Here is a 17,693-nt window from a genome sequence, read left to right as displayed (position 1 = left end):
GTGTTTCTTGTAAAGGATATCTGACGTGATCTCGATCGGATTGCTCGGCGCGGGGCGTATCGGCGCCCTGCACGCCCGCAACATCGCCGCCAGCAGCAAGGCCCGGCTCGCCGCCGTCGCTGACGCGCTCCCGGCCGCAGCTGGGTCGCTCGGCGCGGAACTGGGCGTGCCGGTGCGCAGCGTCGATGACATCCTCGCCGATCGTTCGGTCGATGCGGTGATGATCTGTTCGTCCACCGACACCCATGCCGAACTGATCGAGGCGGCCGCACGCGCAGGCAAGGCGGTGTTCTGCGAGAAACCGGTCGATCTCGGTTCGGAGCGCATCCGTGCCTGCCTCGACATCGTCGCCGAGACAGGGGCGAAGCTGATGATCGGCTTCAATCGCCGGTTCGATCCGCACTTCGCCGAACTGCAGACGCGGCTGCGGGCCGGCGAGATCGGCGACGTGGAGCTGGTCACCATCCTGTCACGCGATCCGTCGCCACCGCCGCTCGCCTATATCGGCCGCTCCGGCGGGCTGTTCCGCGACATGATGATCCATGATTTCGACATGGCGCGTTTCCTGCTCGGCGAGGAACCGGTGGTGGTGATGGCGATGGGCTCGGCCCTGGTCGATCCCGCCATCGGAATTGCGGGCGATGTCGATACGGCGGCGGTCATGCTGCGCACGGCGTCCGGCAGGATCTGCCAGATCTCGAACTCCCGTCGCGCGAGCTACGGCTACGACCAGCGCATCGAGGTGCATGGCGCGCGCGGCATGCTGCGTGCACACAACCTGCATGAGAGCACGGTCGAACTCGCGACCGCAGACGGCTTCAGGGCCGCGCCGGTGATGAATTTCTTCCTCGAGCGCTATACCCCGGCGTATCGGCGCGAACTCGATGCCTTCATCGACTGCGTGGTGTCGGGTGCCGCACCGCATCCCGACGGACGCGATGGGCTGCGCGCGCAGATCCTGGCCGATGCGGCCACCGAAGCCGCCCGTACCGGGCTGCCGCAATCCGTCTGAGCAGGTTGCGGACCGGGATCAGTCCGGCCGGCCCTGCCGGAGACGGCGCTGCTCGATCAGCAGGTCGATGATGATGTCGCGCAGCACGACGTGGTCGGGCGGCGTCGCGGCGGCGTCCGGAGGCGAGGCGAGAGGGGCGGAGGCCTCTGGCTGGACGGTCTCGTCGGAGAGGCGCGCGCGGCCCGCATCGATGAAGTTGAGGATCCAGGCCGCGTAAAGCGCGGTCGGGATGCCCTGCTGGATGCACAGGGCGGTGCCGGCTTTCTCATCGCGCAGGCCGACCATGACCACGTGCAGCTTTTCCTCCACCGTGAAGCGTCGGCGCTGGGGGTTCGCGGCGGGGTCGGGCGAGGGGGCGGCCTCCGTGGCATCGTCCGGCGCGGCGGGCTGTTCATCGGCCTGCGGGCGGCAGACAGCGACGAAGCCGCTGCTGTCGGCGATGAGGGAGGTGTTGCGGCCGGATTCCTTGGCGGCATACAGCACGTCGTCGGCCTTCTGCAGCAGGGCATGGCGGGTCTGGTCCTCGGTATCGACGTCATCGATGCTGTCGAGGCTGTAGGCGCCGATGCTGACGGTCACCACGCGGTGCGGGCTTGCGGCATGCTCCAGTTGCAGGTCGGCCACCGCGGCGCCGAGGCGTGCGAGCAGCGTCCCGCCGGGTCGCTGCCTGGCGTCGGGCAGGATGCAGACGAATTCCTCACCGCCGAACCGTGCAATGAAATCGCCTGGCTCGGTGAGTGCTTCGGCGAGTGCGCGGGCGACGCGGGCGAGGCACTCGTCGCCGCGCACATGGCCGTAGGTGTCGTTGAAGCTCTTGAAGAAGTCGATGTCGATGAGCGCGACCGTCAGCCCGGTGCCGAGCTGTCGGCTCCGGCGGATCTCGCGGGTCAGGGTCGCCTCGAAGGACAGGCGGTTCGGCAGCCCGGTGAGGCTGTCGGTCTCGGCCGCAACGGTGACGCGACGCAGCGATTCGCGCAGGTCGTCATTGCTCTGGATCGCCTCGCGCGTGGCGTGGGCGAAGCGGGTCACGTCGGACAGCATCACGAAGAGCAGCTCTTCCGGCGCACTGGGGTCGATACGGCCGAAACTGACCTGCCAGATGGTGCCGCTCAGCTCGACCTCGGCGGGGTCCGCCGCCTGGCCGCGGCGGATGGCCGCGAACGCATCGTCGACGGCGGTGACCAGCGCGGCCGGCACCATGCCGTCGAGCGGTCGCGCGGTCAGCAGGGTGGCGGAGGCGGCACCGCTGAGCCGTACGAAGCGCTCGTTGGCTGCCAGGCAGATCAGACTGCGGTCGGTGATGAAAACCGCAGCCGGCAGGGCCGCGATGATACTGCGCACCTGTGCGAGCGCGTCGCGCCCGATCGGCAGCCGACCGGTCACCGGTCGGCCAATGGCAAGCTGCCCTGTGGACGGGTTCGTCGCAGCGGCATCGATGCGCGGGCGATCGCGGGGGTCAGGCGCAAAGGGTACCATCAGGTTGACGACCTCCCCGGCACCGTTCCAGCGAACGCGCGGGGAGGAAATCTCGGACTGCGGAGGGAAGCCGTGCGCATGGCCGGGGCGCATCAACGCGACGGGCCCGAGACCGAACCGGCATGGTCCTTGATCGGCGTGACATCAACTCTCACCTCGGAGCGTTGGCGATGGCCCTGGCCATATTCCGTAATGCTCGCTTCGCCTCGCCAGGACCCGACGATCAGGCATCGAGACCCAGCGGCCGGGCCCTGACACTTCCGAATAAACCGTCTCATTAAGCGCATATCAGTCTCAAAAAAACGTAATGAGACATGTTTTGGCAGAGTTCTACCGCGCAATGATAGAAAAAACTTACAATCGACAGTTTCAATCCCCGCTCGGTCATGACGTTATCGTGACGTCTGTCATCGCAAGACGTCGGCGGCCCGGCCTGAGTGCGTATGAAGACCATGCCCGCTCGTCACGCGGAGGTCAAAAAAAGAGGCGGCCCACAGGGGCCGCCTCCGTTCCTCGCACCGGGGATGAGAGCGCTCAGCCGACCGGATGCAGGGCCATGGCGTCAACATCCTTTTCGGTCTTGTTGGCTTCGTGCTGCGGGTCCATCGCGGCCAGCGCAGCGCGGATGCCGGCCGCATAGGCCGGATCGACCTTCTCGAAATGGCCGAGCTGCCGGTCGATGATGAAGGACGGGATGCCATACATCGCGCCGGCGATGTTGTTGAACAGCCGTTGCTTCTGTTCTGCGGTGAACAGATTGAACAAGGCGGCCGGCTGCTTGTAGTCCTCATGGTCCTCGCGGTGGTTCCAGCGCTTGGCGAGGCCGTGCACCTCCATCGGCGGCTCGAGGAAGCGCGGGTCCTCGACAGGGCCATCGAAGCTGTTGGGCTCGTAATAAGCCTCGATGTTCTTGTTGGAGGCGAAGAACCGCAACAGCCCGTCCTTATGGTAGTGGTTGACCGGGCATTTCGGCTGGTTGACCGGCAGCGCCTCGTAATGCGCGCCCAGCCGGTGGCGATGTGCGTCGGCATAGGAGAACACCCGCGCCTGCAGCATCTTGTCGGGCGAGAAGCTGATGCCGCGCACCACGTTCGAGGGCGAGAACGCCGCCTGCTCGATCTCGGCGAAATAGTTGTCGGGGTTGCGGTTGAGCTCCATCTCGCCGACCTCGATCAGCGGGAAATCGGCATGCGGCCACACCTTGGTGAGGTCGAACGGGTTGAAGGCAAGGGCGTCAGCCTGCGCTTGGGTCATGATCTGGACATACATCGTCCATTTCGGGAACTCGCCGCGGTCGATCGCGCCGTAGAGCTCTTCCTGATAGCTCTCGCGCGACTTGGCGATCACGTCCGCCGCCTCGTCATTGGTGTAGTGCTTGTGGCCCTGCTTCGTCTTGAAGTGGAACTTGGTCCACACGCGCTCGCCGGCATCGTTCCAGAACGAGAAGGTGTGCGATCCGTAGCCGTTCATGTGCATCGGCGAGACCGGCAGGCCGCGATCGGAGAACAGGATCGTCACCTGATGCAGGCTCTCGGGCGAGAGCGACCAGAAATCCCACATCGCCGTCGGCGAGCGCAGGTTGGTCTTCGGGTGGCGCTTCTGGGTGCGGATGAAGTCGGGGAATTTATACGGGTCACGCACGAAGAATACTGGGGTGTTGTTGCCGACCAGGTCCCAGTTGCCCTCCTCGGTATAGAACTTGATCGAGAAGCCGCGCACGTCGCGCTCGGCATCGGCCGCACCCTGTTCGCCGGCCACCGTCGAGAAGCGGATCAGCAGGTCGGTGGTCTTGCCGATTTCCGAAAACAGCTTCGCATTGGTGTATTTCGTCACCTCGGTGGAGGTGACCGTGAGCGTGCCGTACGCCCCCCAGCCCTTGGCGTGCACCACCCGCTCGGGAATGCGCTCGCGGTTCTGATGGCTCAGCTTCTCGATGAGCTGGTAGTCCTGCAGCAGCAACGGGCCGCGCGGGCCCGCGGTGAGGCTGTTCTGGTTGTCGCCGACCGGCGCGCCGGCGGTGGTGGTCAGCAGCGGGCGTTGAGTGGACATGGCTTCCTCGCACGACATCTTCGGATGCCCGAATCAGTCGCATGCGGCACCGCGCAAGGCCAGCTTATGGTATCGATCACTGTGATCGGTTCCGCCGAACCTTCCAGTCCGGTTGGCGATGTTTACGAACGGGTGCGCTCGATGGCATAGAGCAGCGCGCCCAGCGTGAACGCCGACAACACCGTCGAATACAGCGTCACACGGCTCGCCACCGCCGCCTCGCGGCGGTAGAGCCGCGCCAGCATGAAGGGCCCGGTTCCGGTCGGCAATGCCGCCAGCACCACAGCCTCGTGTGTCCAGACGGCCGGCAGGGCGCAAAGCCATGCGGCCGCCACGGTCAGGCCCGGCTGCACCACCAGCTTGAGCGCGGTGACACGCCAGACCGCGACGCGCGACGCGCTCTGCTGGCGAGTTGCGGCGAGGAACATGCCGATGGTCAGCAGCGCGCAGGGCGTCGCCGAGGCGGCGAGAAGGTCGATGAAGGTCGACCCCGACGCCAGCAGCGGCGAGGATCCGGTGCGTGGCAGCGCCAGCAGGGTGCTCGCGGCGTTCAGTGCGAGGCCGGTCAGTGGCGCGAAGATGATCGGATTGCGCAGCAGCGTCCCGCCGACACGCAGCACCATCGCCGTCCGGCCACCGCCGTCCTGGCCTTCGAGCTCGACGAGGAAGATGCCGAGCGCGAACAGCACGCACACCACCAGCAGGGTCGACAGCGTGATCGCCGCCGAGGCCTGTGCGCCGAACACCCCGAGACAGATCGGAATGCCGATGAAGGCGGTGTTGGCATAGCCGGCGGCGAGCGCCTCGATCGTGGCACCCGACAGCCTGTGCGTGCGGTCCACCGGCCGGCGCCAGTCGAGCGCGAAGGCAATGGCCGAGGTCGCCAGCATCGCCGCGCCATAGGCCAGGGCGAAGCCCGGATGATCGAGATCCGGCAGCGACAGGCCGATCGTCAGATGAAACAGCTCCGCCGGCAGGGCAATGCGCAGCACGAAGCGATTGAGCGCATCCAGCGCGCCCGGCCCGAGCCAGGCGCGCTGTTCCGTTACGGCCCCGAGCCCGATCAGCGCGAAGATCGGCGCCAGCACGTCAAGGATCTGCAGCACGGTCTCGGGGCCCTCACTCAGTCGCGCTGGTCGGCGACGGGCGTGCCGGGAGCGATGTCATAGGCCTTCTGCACCAGTTCGGCGCGCTGGCCCAGGCCCGTCTTGGTCTTGCGCGTCCAGACCGCGTCGAGCATCTGCTTCTGCTGCGCGATGATCTGCTTCGGCTCGACATTGCGATAGAGCTCGATCTTCCCGGTCAGCACACCGATCGTGGTTTCGATCACCGGCTCGATGTCGTACTGCTCGTGCGGGAAGGCGAGCTTGGCGTAGTCGAACAGCCGCGCGGCGGGGTCGTCCTGCCAGTCCTTCCAGGTCTCGAACATCCGATCGTTGAACCCGGTCAGGAACGGTCCCGGATTGATGGTGGCGACCTCGATGCCGAATTCCTGCATTTCCTGACGCAGGGCTTCGGCGATCGCCTCCAATGCGTGCTTCGACGAGGAATATGCACCCGCGAACGGGTCGGTGGTCAGCCCGGCGACAGACGACATGAACACGATGCGCCCCGACCCGCGGCGGATCATGCCACGCAGCACCGCCTGGGTCAGCAGCACCGGACCGATGATGTTGACCTCGTACTGCCGGCGCAGGTTGGCGCCGGGGATGTCGGCGATCGAGCCGCCCTCGGAGATGCCGGCGTTGTTGAGCAGCACGTCAACCTCCCAGCCGGCGGCCCGCGCAGGGGTGGCGGGGTCGGTGACGTCGAGCGTCTCGACCTGCAACGTGACCCCGCGCGCCTTCGCCTGGTGCTGCAGGGCGAAGACCTGGGCCGGCACCTCGACGCCGGCGATGACGTGATGGCCGGCGGCCGCCAGCCGCAGCGCCGTCTCGGCGCCGAAGCCGGTGGCCGCTCCGGTAATCAGAATGGTGCTCATCTGGAACGCTCCCGTGGGTCAGTTTTCAGTATTCGGCCTTCTGTCCAGGCAGCGGCACGGTGGTCTTTTCGCCCTCGGTGCCGGAATAGACCAGGATCAGCACGGTCTGGCTGTCGCCGCTCTCGCCGCGATGCGGGTCGTCGACGCTCTCGGTGAAGGCCTCGCCCTGATGGAAGGTCTTCGTCGCGCCGGAGGCCTTGTCATGGATGGTGAGCTGGCCTTCCAGCACATAGCCGGCATTCGGCACCGGATGCGTATGCCACGGCAGCGCCGAATGTGGCGGGATGGTCAGGCGCAGCACGGTGAGCTGCGGCGCCGTGGTTGGATAATGCGCATAGGGCTTGCCGTTCCACGAGGCGCTGCTCCGGACCAGGATCTGCGCCTGTCCCGACGCGGTCTGCAGATCGGCCGCAGTCGCCGGCAGGGCCGCCAGCGCGGCGGCGGCGGTGAGAGGCAGGATGATGCGTGTCGTCATTGGGGTTGCTCCTTGTTGTTCAGGCGTTGAGATAGATGGTCTTCGGCTGCACGTAGGCCTCCAGCCCGTGCTGGCCGTCCTCACCGCCGAGGCCGCTCTCGCCGTAGCCGTGATGGAAGCCCTGCGGCTCCTCGCCGGCGCCGCGGTTGATGTAGATCTCGCCGAAATTCAGCTCGCGCCCGACGCGCATGATGCGGGCGATGTCGCGGGTGAACAGATAGGCCGACAGGCCGTAGCGGCAGTCATTGGCCCGCTCGAGCGCCTCGTCGAAGTCCCGCACCTTGAGCAGCGGCAGCACGGGTCCGAAGATCTCGTCATGCACCACGTCCATCTCCTGCGTCACACCGGTAAGCAGGGTAGGGGCGTAGTACTGGCCGCGGTCGAAATCGCCGCCGGTGAGCCGATGGCCGCCGAGTTCGACCCGCGCGCCCTGGGCGGCGGCGCGCTCGACCATCGCGTGCACCTTGTCGAGTTCGGCCGCGCTGACCTTGGGGCCGATATCGGTGTTCGGGTCGGTCGGGTCGCCCACGCGCAGGGCGGCAATGCGCTCGCGCAGGGCTTCCGCGAAGCGGTCATACACCGCTTCATGTACGTAGGTGCGCTCGTTGCAGGTGCAGACCTGCCCGGCATTGGCAAAGCGCGCCGTGACCGCCGCCTCGACCGCCGCGTCGAGGTCGGCATCTTCCATCACCAGGAACGGCGCCTTGCCGCCGAGTTCGAGGCGCACCTCCTTGAGGTGCTTCGCCGCCGCCTCCATGATCTTCTTCCCGGCCGGGGTGGAACCGGTCATGGTGATCAGCCGCACGTCCGGGTGCGCGACCAGCGGCACGCCGACCTCCGGCCCGTCGCCGGTGACGATGTTGACCACGCCGCGCGGCAGCCCGGCTTCCGCGATCAGCCCGGCGAGTGCCAGGCCCGACAGCGGCGTCAGCTCATGCGGCTTGACGACAATGGTGTTGCCGGCGGCGATGGCAGGCGCGATCTTGCGTGCGCAGAGCGCGAAAGGAAAATTCCACGCGGCGATGCCACCAACGACGCCGTGCGGCACCCGGTCGATGAGGATCTTCTCGTCGTCGCGCGCACCGGGGATGATCTCGCCCTGCAGCCGGCGGGTGTTCTCGGCGGCGAAGCGGATCAGGCCGATGGCGAAATCGACCTCGGCGCGGGCCTCCCGCAGCGGCTTGCCCATCTCGGCGGTGATGAGGCCGGCGAGACGCTCATGGTCGCGCTCGATCAGTCGGTTCAGCGCATAGAGATGATCGGCGCGCCGGGTCGCGGTCAGCCGGCTCCAGGCCGGAAACGCAGCGGCGGCAGCGGCGACCGCACGGTCGACATCGGCAGCGCTGCCGCGTGCGACGCGCCCGATGGTCTGCGCATTGGCCGGATTGGTGATCTCGATGGTGGCGCCTGTCTCGGCCGGCGTCCAGGCGCCGTCGATGAAGAGCTGATGGATCTGCATGGGGCTCGTAACCTCGTCCTGCCGTGTGCGTGATCAGCGGCTGAGATAGGGACGGGTTGGCGCGAGCGCGCCTGATCTGTTCTGAGGGGAGTGCTGACGAAACGAGACGGGCCGTCAGTCCGGCCGGCTGGTGAGCCAGTCGACCAGCAGCAGCAGGCTGCGTTCGGGCGCCTCGCTGCGCCAGACGAAATGCACCTCGCTCGGGCCGAGATCGTCGGGGCGGTGGATGGCAAGACCTTCGCGGGCATTCCGGGCCGGGATCATGGTTGCAGGCACGCACGACACGCCGAGGCCCGCCCGCACGCAGGCGGCGATCAGATCGTAGGATTCGATGGTCTGGATGCCGGCCGGCCGCAGCTCGTGCGTATTCAGCCAGCGTGTGAACAGGTCGCGATAGAAGCAGTCGGTGTCGAACAGGAAGACCTGCGCCGACGACCAGTCGACCGCCGAGAGATCGCCGATGGCGGCCGCGGTGACGATGCACAGATCCTCGGCGAACGCCGCGCGGCCGTCGAGCAGCGGGTGGGCGATCGGTCCGTCGGTGAGGGCGAGGTCGATCTCGCCATCGGCGAGCATGCGTTCGAGCACATAGGACGGCCGCCGCAGCAGGCTGAATTCGATGCCGGGATGGGCCGCGATGAAGCCCGGCAGGTGGCGGGTGAGAAACCCGTCGAGGGCGACGTCGAGCGCCCCGATGCGCAGCAGCCCGCGCGGCTGGCCGGCATCGTCGAACAGCCGCGCCAGCCGCGCGGCGGAGGCCACCACCGGCAGCGCCTCGCGATAGAAGATGCGCCCGGTGGGCGACAGCAGCAGCCGCCCGCGCTCGCGCTGGAACAGCTCCTCGCCGAGAGACTGCTCGAGCTCGCGCAGGCGGGTGGTGACATTGGAGGCGACGCAGTTCAGCCGCCGCGCCGCCGCCGCGACCGAGCCCTCCTCGACCACGGCGCAGAAGAAGCGCAGCTGGGCGAGTTTCAGCGGGTGCATGGCGACCGGCTCAGAAGCCCGCGCACAGCTCGGTGGTGGTCAGGCCGACCGATTGCTGGTGGAAACGCGCGCGGTAGGCGTCGCGGATCGCCTGGAGCTTCGCCAGGGTGGCCGGGCCTGGATCGGTGTCGATGACGATCACCCGCGAGGGTTGGCGCACCACATGGCTGCCGGTGCGATCCCGCCACTGGCCGGTGGTGTCGATGACCGTCAGCCCGTCCGGGAACCGCGGCGTCACCTCGCGGGCGACGAAATCGGTCCAGTCGGCCTCGGGGATCGGCACGCCGCCGACCGAGGTGAGGCCGAAATACAGATGCGCCTCGATCTGTGGCGCGAGCCCGGCCGGACAGGTCCCGACGGGCGGTGCTGCGCTACAGGCACCGAGCAGCAGGGCGACCGCCAGGGGGGCGAGGGGCTTCATTGCGGGGCTCCATACAGGGCGGCACCGAGGCTGGCGGCCTCCTCGGCGTCGAACAGGCCGTGGCGCAGGCCGAGATCGATCAGCACCAGGTTGACGTTGAACTTGAAGTCGTCGGTCTCGCGCATCACCGCGATCGCCTGGGCGAGCGGCCACAGCATGAAGCCCTCCACCTCGCCATCGACGGGCTCGGGCCGGAAATCCTCGTCGAGAACCAGGTCGTAACAGCGCAGCGTGTCGCGCCTCAGCCCCTCGGGGCGTTGCATGACGTAATGCAGGTCGGCGACCTTCTCCGCCTGCGCGGTGATCGCGGGCGGCAGGCCGCACTCCTCCTCCGCCTCCTTGAGCAGCGCGGCATGGGCGTCGTAGCCGGCCGGGATGCCGCCGGCGGCGAGATGGTCGAGCTTGCCCGGATCAAGCAGCTTGTCGGCGGCCCGGCGCCCGACCCACAGATGCAGCCCGTCCGCACGCCGCACCAGCCCGTTGAGATGCACGCCGATGCCGCGCACGCCGAAGATCGGCAGCGCGCCGCGGTCGAGCGTGCCCAGCACCGGCCCGTCGGGCGTCTCGCGCACGTCGAACGGCTCGTCGCGCCAGCGGATCGCGCCCGTCGCGGCGAGGTGACGGGCGAGAAGGTCGAGGCCGTCCTGGTCGGGAATGTCCAGCCCGTCGGCCGTGGCGACGGCCCTCGCGGCCGACAGGGCAGGGTCCAGAAGGCTCAGTGTCGCGGCGTCGATCCAGCCGACCCCCGCACCGCCGAGCCGCAGCCGGCCGCCGGGGAGGGTGGTGTTGTTGCAGTCCGCGATGTGGCGCAGCAGCCTGTCGGTTATCGGCATGTCCATCGTGGCAATCTGCCGGGGGCGGGCGACGGCGTAAACAGGGCACGCCCTTGCGTATCCCCGTCCGTGGGCCACATTGAGGCGCGATGAGCAGCCCCCGACGAGACACCGCCTACACGCCCCGCAACCCGGGCGATCCCGCCCGCGCCCGGCGGGAGGCGCGGCGCGCGCTGCTTAGCCTGCTGGGCTATCTGTGGCCGCGCGACGATGTCGGCACCCGCCTCCGCGTGGTCGCCGCGATCGTGCTGCTGCTGGTCGACAAGGTGGCGACGATCTGGGTGCCGCTGGTGTTCGCCGAGGCCGTGGATGCGCTGACCCGGCATGGCGACCCGTTGAAGGTGCTCACCGTGCCGACCGGGCTGATCCTTGGTTACGGCGTTTTGCGCATCGTCTCGGGCGGTGCGGGCGAGCTGCGTGACGCGGTGTTCGCCCGTGTGAAGCAGCGCGTGGTGCGCGTCGTCTCGATGCAGACCTTCGCACACATGCATGCGCTGTCGCTGCGCTTCCATCTCGACCGCCAGACCGGCGGCCTGCAGCGCGCGATCAATCGCGGCGCGGTGGCGATCGAGGCGATCCTGCGGCTCGGCATCTTCAACATCATCCCTACCCTGTTGCAGACGGTGATGGTCACGGCGGTGATCTGGCATGTGTTCGACTGGCGCTATGCCGCGATCACCCTGGTGGCGGTCACGCTCTATGCGACCTTCACCATTGCCTTCGCGTCGTGGCGCTCGCGCATCCGCCGGGCGATGAACGACAGCGATTCCGAGGCCTCGACCAAGGCGATCGACAGCCTGCTCAACTACGAGACGGTGAAATACTTCTCCAACGAGGCGCACGAGATGCGCCGCTACGACGCCGCCCAGGCGCGCTACGAGGCGGCGGCGGTCAAGACCCAGGTGACGCTCAACCTTCTCAACCTCGGCCAGGTGACGATCATCGCCATCGCACTGGCGCTGATCATGCTGCTCGCCGCCCGCGACGTCGCGGCCGGGCATCTGACGGTGGGAAAGTTCGTGCTGGTCAACACCTATCTGATGCAGCTCTACGTACCGCTGAACTTCCTCGGCTTCATTTATGCCACGCTGCGGCAGAGCGTGGTCGATCTGGAGGGGATGTTCGAGCTGCTCGACGAGAGCCAGGAGGTGACCGACCGTCCCGATGCCGCCGTGCTGCCGGCGCATCTCGCCGCCGGGGTGGACGCGCCCGAACTGCGCTTCGACGACGTGGTGTTCGGCTACCAGCCGGAACGGACCATCCTGAAGGGCATCAGCTTCTCGGTCGCCCCCGGCCATCGCACGGCCGTGGTGGGACCGACCGGTGCGGGCAAGTCCACCCTCTCACGCCTGCTGTTCCGCTTCTACGACGTCGAATCCGGCTCGGTGTCGATCGACGGGCTAGACGTCCGTTGCGTGACCCAGGCCAGCCTGCGCGCCGCGATCGGCGTGGTGCCGCAGGACACGGTGCTGTTCAACGACACCATCCGCTACAACATCGCCTACGGCCGCATCGGGGCCAGTGCCGAGGAGGTCGAGCGCGCCGCCCGGCTGGCGCAGATCCACGACTTCATCACCGCCCTGCCGGATGGCTATGACACCATGGTCGGCGAGCGCGGGCTCAAGCTGTCGGGTGGCGAGAAGCAGCGGGTGGCGATCGCCCGCACGATCCTGAAGAACCCCCGCGTGCTGATCCTCGACGAGGCCACCAGCGCGCTCGACATCCACACCGAACAGGAAATCAGCACCGCCCTGCGCACGGTCTCGGCCGGCCGCACCACCCTGGTGATCGCACATCGCCTCGCCACCGTGGTGGACGCCGACGAGATCATCGTCATGCAGGACGGCCGCATCGTCGAGCGCGGCAACCATCGCGCACTGCTGGAGGCGGGCGGTGTCTATGCGGCCATGTGGGCCGCACAGGCGGACGAACGGGCGCATCGGGAAGATCTTCTGTTTTGAGAGACAAGCTGCGGAATTTCAATATGTTGCGGACGCGGCCGTTCAGGAGGCCATTTTGACCGAGGTCGCACGCCTCGTCCCGGCTGTTTCGCATGGCAGGCATCTCCGGCATGGACAGCAACAATGACAGTCCCGCAGGCCGTAAGGCACCGCCTGGCACTGCGTCCACGCGTTCCCTCCGACGCGGATGCCTTGTTTTCGACGATGGCCGATCCAGACGCGATGCGGTGGTGGTCCCGCGCGCCCTTTGAACACATCGAGGATCTGCGCGCGTATTTCACCGATGACGATCCGTCGGACTGGCGCTCGTGGGCGATCTTGCGGGCCGATGAAGAGGTCGCGATCGGCTTCGTGGCGGCAGGTCGCAGGCGCGACGGCGTGTCCGAGATCGGCTATCTGCTTGCGCGGCGAGCACAGGGGCATGGTTATGCGCGCGAAGCCGTCGCCATGCTGATCGAGCGGTTGTTCGCCGAAGGACAACGGCGCGTCTTCGCCGATACCGACCCCGACAATCAGCCGTCGATCTCGCTGCTGACGGCGCTCGGCTTCACCCTGGAGGGACGGCTGCGAGCCGAATGGCAGACACATATCGGCGTGCGGGATTCGCTGATATACGGGCTGCTGGCGGACGAATGGTCGTCGCAGGCGGCTCGCTGGGTCGGGCCCTGACTTCTGCCGCACCGCACGGCCTGTGTGCTGGCGGGCATCATCCGTCGTGTCGATCATCGGCCTGTGACGACCGCAGTCTCCGCGCGGCGTGTCCGTTCTCGACCATCGGCATGATGCCGGGCGGCACGGAGACCGGCCCATGCGCCGCAATTCGACTTCCGCCTTGACCGGGTAGGAGATCGGCGCAGCACTGCGCACGTTCTCCGACGGCGTGAATTCTGTTGACCGTGTCACCCTGAGGTTACTACGCTCGGGTTGTTCCGACATGGAGGTCATCGATGATCCGTTCCGACGATGACCGCGCCCTGCTGCAATCGAGCCGTCGGCGCAACCTGATGCGGACATTGCCGGTGATGCTGGCAACCGTCGGGACGGTCTGGTTGAGCTCGACATGGCTGACACGGGTCACGGCTCTGCCGCTCTACGCCGTGAACGCGGCCTTGCTGGTTGCTCTCGTGGTGGCCGGCGAACTCGTGGGCGATGGACCTTCCTGGTTGAGGCGATTGACGCGGCGCGAAGATCCCCGGAGCAGATGGTTGCACAGGGACGCTTCCGAGCGGAAGGAGACCAGCCGGCGGCGACTTCGTATCGGCCTGATGGCCCTCATGCTGGTCTGTCTGCTCACGGAACTGTGGCACGGGTTCCGCGATCACGGCGGCACGGACGACAAATTGGCTCTTCTCGTCGGCGTGTCCGGGCTGAGCGTCGCCGGACTGACCTGGCGGCAGGCGCGGGGTCTCGACGAACTCGACCATGCCCATCGCCTGCTGGCCACGCAACGCGCCTGGACCACCTGCGTGCTGATGCTGCTGACCGCGCTGGTGATCGACAGCCGGTGGGGCGGCCATCTGCCGGTACTGGTCGCGATCGCGCTGCTGTGCGCGATGCCGACACAGCAATACAGCCTCGCCCGATCCGCCCGTGCCGCCATGCCCGTCGATGAGTGAACTGCCGATCCTCGAACGGCGGCTTGGAAACCGTCTGCGCGAGGCACGCATGGATGCCGGCCTCACCCAGGCGGCGCTGGCGATGGAACTCGGGGTGTCGCGCAAGACCATCAATACCGTCGAGAACGGTGTGTTCGTCCCGTCCGTTCTGCTTGCTCTCGGTCTGGCCGAGACGCTGCGCGCCAGCGTCGATGAGTTGTTCTTCATCGACCGCCGCAATGACGCGGGGGTTGCGCGGGGCTGACCGAATCAGCCATCAGGCCCCGACCCCGCGCAGATGAACGGAGACGCGCCCATGCCACACGACATCCCCGAGATCCCGTCCGAGCTCAGCCATGCCGGTGCGGTGGTCGACCAGGCCATCACCTACATGCTGGGCGAGAAGCTGCCGCCGATGGCCATCGCCTCCGCGCTGCTGGGCGGTTCGCTGGGGTTGCTGGCGCGGCAGATGGACCGCGAGGCGATGCTCGGCGTGCTGGATAACGCGCGTGCGGCGGTGCAGGCCGGCGAACTCGATCCGAGCGCCGACCGGCCGGTGGGACAGGCCTGAACGGCACCGAATCGGGGTATGGCGGGCGGTTAATCCTTGACGAAGCGCGGTTGTTTGGAGATAAGCGCCGCCTTGTCGTCGCACGTGCTTCCGTTCGGAGGTGATGTGCGGCCTTTTGTTATGTGTATCGCGGGCCGCATGCGCCCCGGTGTCTGAGATCGAGGGTTTCACCATGTCGCGCCGCTGCCAGTTGACGGGGACGGGCGTGCTGACGGGCAACAACGTCAGCCACGCCAACAACAAGTCCCGCCGTCGTTACCTGCCCAACCTGCAGGAGACGGCTCTGCTCTCCGACGTGCTCGGCAGCGCGGTGAAGGTGCGTGTCACCACCCGCGCGCTGCGCACCGTGGAGCACAATGGCGGGCTGGACGCGTTCCTGCTGTCGACCCCCAACCGCAAGCTGCCCGAGGCGGCCCAGGTGCTCAAGCGCCGCATCCGCCGCGCCCAGGCGAAGAAGGCGACCGCGACCGCCTGAGGCCGCCAGCCGCGCGGTTCGCGCGGTTTGGGGTTGCAAATCGGGCGGCCCTGACGCATGTCAGGCGCCATCGCGCATATCGGCCGTCCGTGACCGGACGGCCCGGCCAGCGCCGCATCCATCGTGACCCCGGCTTGCGAGCCAGAGGGGGCCATGCGGGAGGCGGCGTTGCCACATTGGTCCATATCGACGATCGGCGGCACCATCCGCGCCCGCACGAGGGCAGGGGCCGCGTCACGGAGGTTTCATCGTGTCCGGCAACGAGCTCTCGAAGATCCGCAATATCGGCATCACCGCCCATATCGACGCGGGCAAGACCACCACGACCGAGCGCATCCTGTACTACACGGGCGTGTCGCATAAGATCGGCGAGGTCCATGACGGCAACACGACCACCGACTACATGGAACAGGAGCGTGAGCGCGGCATCACCATCACCTCCGCCGCCGTGACCTGCGAGTGGAACGACCACCGCATCAACATCATCGACACCCCCGGCCATATCGACTTCAACATCGAGGTGAACCGCTCGCTGCGCGTGCTCGACGGCGCGGTGTTCATCATCGAGGGCGTCGCCGGCGTGCAGCCGCAGTCCGAGACCAACTGGCGCCTGGCCGACCGCTACAATGTGCCGCGCATCATCTTCATCAACAAGCTCGACCGCACGGGTGCGGATTTCTACCGCGCCTTCGACACGCTCAAGGAGAAGCTCGACATCGTCGCGCTCCCCCTGCAGCTGCCGATCGGCGCGGAGGAGAACTTCCTCGGCGTGGTCGACCTGGTCGAGATGCGCGCCATCATCTGGGAAGGCGGCGAGCTGGGCGCGAAGTTCCACTACGAGGAGATCCCCGACGATCTCAAGGAGAAGGCGGCCGAGTATCGCCAGAACCTGCTCGACACCGCGCTGGCCGTCGATGATGCCGGCATGGAAGAGTATTTCGAGAACGGTGACGTCTCGGTCGCGACGCTCAAGCGCGCGCTCAAGCGCGGCACTATCGACGGCACCTTCCGCCCGACCCTGTGCGGCACCGCCTTCAAGAACAAGGGCGTGCAGCCGCTGCTCGATGCGGTGATCGACTACCTGCCAGCGCCGAACGACGTCGAGGGTATCCGCATTGCGCCCCCCGAGGACGAGGAAGTCGACGAGAACAAGCTGCCGATCATCCCGGTCGACCCGGACGGCAAGTTCGCGGGCCTCGCCTTCAAGATCATCAACGACAAGTACGGCACGCTGACGTTCGTGCGCGTCTATCGCGGCGTGCTGCGCTCGGGCGACATGGTGCTCAACACCACCAAGGGCCACAAGGAGCGCATCGGGCGCATGTTCCAGATGCACGCCGACAAGCGTCAGGAGCTCAAGGAGGTCCATGCCGGCGATATCGCCGCGTTCGTGGGGCTCAAGGACACCCAGACCGGTGACACGCTCGCCGACCAGGACGATCCGGTGGTGCTGGAGCGCATGGCCTTCCCGGTGCCGGTGATCGACATCTCGGTCGAGCCGAAGACCAAGGACGGCGTCGAAAAGATGACGCTCGCGCTGCAGAAGCTCGCAGGCGAGGACCCCTCGCTGCGCCTTAAGACCGATCAGGAGACCGGCCAGACCATCCTGTCGGGCATGGGCGAGCTGCATCTGGAGATCATCGTCGACCGCCTGCGCCGCGAGTATGGCGTGGACGCCAATATCGGCGCGCCGCAGGTGGCCTATCGCGAGACGATCACCAAGCCGCACACCGAGATCTACACCCACAAGAAGCAGTCGGGCGGTTCGGGTCAGTACGCCGAGGTGAAGATCGAGTTCGCGCCGCAGGAGCGCAACGAGGGCATCGCCTTCGAGAACAAGGTCGTCGGCGGCACGGTGCCGAAGGAATACATCCCGGCCGTCGAGAAGGGCATCCGGATGCAGTCCTCGACCGGTGTGCTCGCCGGCTTCCCGACCGTGGACTTCAAGTTCACGCTGACGGACGGCAAGTACCATGACGTCGACTCGTCGGCGCTCGCCTTCGAGATCGCCGCCAAGGCCTGCTTCCGCGAGGGCATGAAGAAGGCTGGCCCGGTGATCCTCGAGCCGATCATGGATGTCGAGGTCACCACGCCCAACGACCATGTCGGCGACGTGGTGGGCGACCTCAACCGTCGCCGCGGCATGATCCAGAACCAGGAGAGTGCGGGCTCGACCGTCACCGTCCGTGCCCAGGTGCCGCTGAAGGAGATGTTCGGCTACATCTCGCACCTGCGCTCGATGACCAAGGGCCGTGCGTCGTTCACCATGCAGTTCCATCACTATGATCCGGTGCCGCGCAACATCGCCGACGAGATCATGGCGAAGTCGTCGTAATCTCCGCTCGCGGATCGATCATCGACAGGCCCGCCCCGGCAACGGGGCGGGCCTTTTCGTTCGTTG

Annotated in this window: 17 protein-coding genes; 8 read left to right on the top strand and 9 right to left on the bottom strand. The window is 67.2% G+C overall.

Going from position 1 to position 17,693, the window contains the following annotated elements; all coding sequences use genetic code 11:
* Window positions 1–25 precede the first annotated feature (25 nt).
* Entirely contained in the window at window positions 26–1,012 is a 987-nt protein-coding gene (gene iolG, locus FHR90_RS11645; RefSeq protein WP_176622134.1) for an inositol 2-dehydrogenase, read from the top strand.
* A gap of 18 nt (window positions 1,013–1,030) precedes the next feature.
* Here the strand turns inward: iolG and FHR90_RS11640 are convergent, their stop codons facing one another.
* The 9 genes from FHR90_RS11640 to FHR90_RS11600 form a co-directional block, all read right to left on the bottom strand.
* Entirely contained in the window at window positions 1,031–2,395 is a 1,365-nt protein-coding gene (locus tag FHR90_RS11640) for a GGDEF domain-containing protein (RefSeq protein ID WP_176622135.1), read from the bottom strand.
* A 627-nt stretch (window positions 2,396–3,022) separates the two neighbouring features.
* Entirely contained in the window at window positions 3,023–4,537 is a 1,515-nt protein-coding gene (locus FHR90_RS11635; RefSeq protein ID WP_176622136.1) for a catalase, read from the bottom strand.
* A gap of 122 nt (window positions 4,538–4,659) precedes the next feature.
* Complete coding sequence (locus FHR90_RS11630) at window positions 4,660–5,643, bottom strand: AEC family transporter (RefSeq protein WP_176622137.1); 984 nt, start codon at window positions 5,641–5,643, stop codon at window positions 4,660–4,662.
* A 17-nt stretch (window positions 5,644–5,660) separates the two neighbouring features.
* The gene (locus FHR90_RS11625) at window positions 5,661–6,518 is read right to left on the bottom strand and encodes an SDR family oxidoreductase (protein WP_176622138.1); all 858 of its coding nucleotides are present in this window, start codon (window positions 6,516–6,518) and stop codon (window positions 5,661–5,663) included.
* 25 nt (window positions 6,519–6,543) lie between these two features.
* Window positions 6,544–6,993 (bottom strand): cupin domain-containing protein, encoded by a 450-nt coding sequence (locus tag FHR90_RS11620; protein ID WP_176622139.1) that lies wholly within the window; start codon window positions 6,991–6,993, stop codon window positions 6,544–6,546.
* Between the two features lie 19 nt (window positions 6,994–7,012).
* Window positions 7,013–8,452, bottom strand: coding sequence for an aldehyde dehydrogenase (gene aldA, locus FHR90_RS11615; protein ID WP_176622140.1), 1,440 nt, complete (start codon window positions 8,450–8,452; stop codon window positions 7,013–7,015).
* A gap of 114 nt (window positions 8,453–8,566) precedes the next feature.
* The gene (locus FHR90_RS11610) at window positions 8,567–9,436 is read right to left on the bottom strand and encodes a LysR family transcriptional regulator (protein ID WP_183275289.1); all 870 of its coding nucleotides are present in this window, start codon (window positions 9,434–9,436) and stop codon (window positions 8,567–8,569) included.
* Between the two features lie 10 nt (window positions 9,437–9,446).
* Complete coding sequence (locus FHR90_RS11605) at window positions 9,447–9,857, bottom strand: DUF3574 domain-containing protein (protein ID WP_176626803.1); 411 nt, start codon at window positions 9,855–9,857, stop codon at window positions 9,447–9,449.
* Window positions 9,854–10,696: an NUDIX hydrolase gene (locus tag FHR90_RS11600; protein ID WP_183275288.1), complete on the bottom strand. Its 843-nt coding sequence runs from the start codon at window positions 10,694–10,696 to the stop codon at window positions 9,854–9,856. Before FHR90_RS11600 ends, FHR90_RS11605 begins: the two co-directional genes overlap by 4 nt.
* Window positions 10,697–10,779: 83 nt before the next feature.
* Here FHR90_RS11600 and FHR90_RS11595 point away from each other — a divergent pair, with 83 nt between their 5' ends.
* The 7 genes from FHR90_RS11595 to fusA all read left to right on the top strand — a co-directional run bounded on the left by FHR90_RS11595 (window position 10,780) and on the right by fusA (window position 17,627).
* Window positions 10,780–12,651, top strand: coding sequence for an ABCB family ABC transporter ATP-binding protein/permease (locus FHR90_RS11595; protein WP_176623480.1), 1,872 nt, complete (start codon window positions 10,780–10,782; stop codon window positions 12,649–12,651).
* Window positions 12,652–12,774: 123 nt separating this feature from the next.
* The gene (locus FHR90_RS11590; protein WP_176623482.1) at window positions 12,775–13,320 is read left to right on the top strand and encodes a GNAT family N-acetyltransferase; all 546 of its coding nucleotides are present in this window, start codon (window positions 12,775–12,777) and stop codon (window positions 13,318–13,320) included.
* Between the two features lie 536 nt (window positions 13,321–13,856).
* Window positions 13,857–14,267, top strand: coding sequence for a hypothetical protein (locus FHR90_RS11585; protein WP_183275287.1), 411 nt, complete (start codon window positions 13,857–13,859; stop codon window positions 14,265–14,267).
* The gene (locus tag FHR90_RS11580) at window positions 14,260–14,511 is read left to right on the top strand and encodes a helix-turn-helix transcriptional regulator (protein WP_176623486.1); all 252 of its coding nucleotides are present in this window, start codon (window positions 14,260–14,262) and stop codon (window positions 14,509–14,511) included. The genes FHR90_RS11585 and FHR90_RS11580 overlap by 8 nt, the downstream gene beginning before the upstream one ends.
* Before the next feature lie 51 nt (window positions 14,512–14,562).
* Window positions 14,563–14,817: a hypothetical protein gene (locus tag FHR90_RS11575; protein WP_176623488.1), complete on the top strand. Its 255-nt coding sequence runs from the start codon at window positions 14,563–14,565 to the stop codon at window positions 14,815–14,817.
* 172 nt (window positions 14,818–14,989) lie between these two features.
* A complete protein-coding gene (gene rpmB / locus FHR90_RS11570) occupies window positions 14,990–15,292 on the top strand; it encodes a 50S ribosomal protein L28 (protein ID WP_176623490.1) in 303 nt (100 codons plus the stop codon).
* Between the two features lie 250 nt (window positions 15,293–15,542).
* A complete protein-coding gene (gene fusA / locus FHR90_RS11565; protein ID WP_394367835.1) occupies window positions 15,543–17,627 on the top strand; it encodes an elongation factor G in 2,085 nt (694 codons plus the stop codon).
* The last annotated feature ends 66 nt before the right edge of the window (window positions 17,628–17,693 follow it).

It is taken from the genome of Endobacter medicaginis, assembly GCF_014192375.1.
Classification (GTDB): Bacteria; Pseudomonadota; Alphaproteobacteria; order Acetobacterales; family Acetobacteraceae; genus Endobacter; species Endobacter medicaginis.
This window is presented reverse-complemented; position numbering and strand designations above follow the sequence as displayed.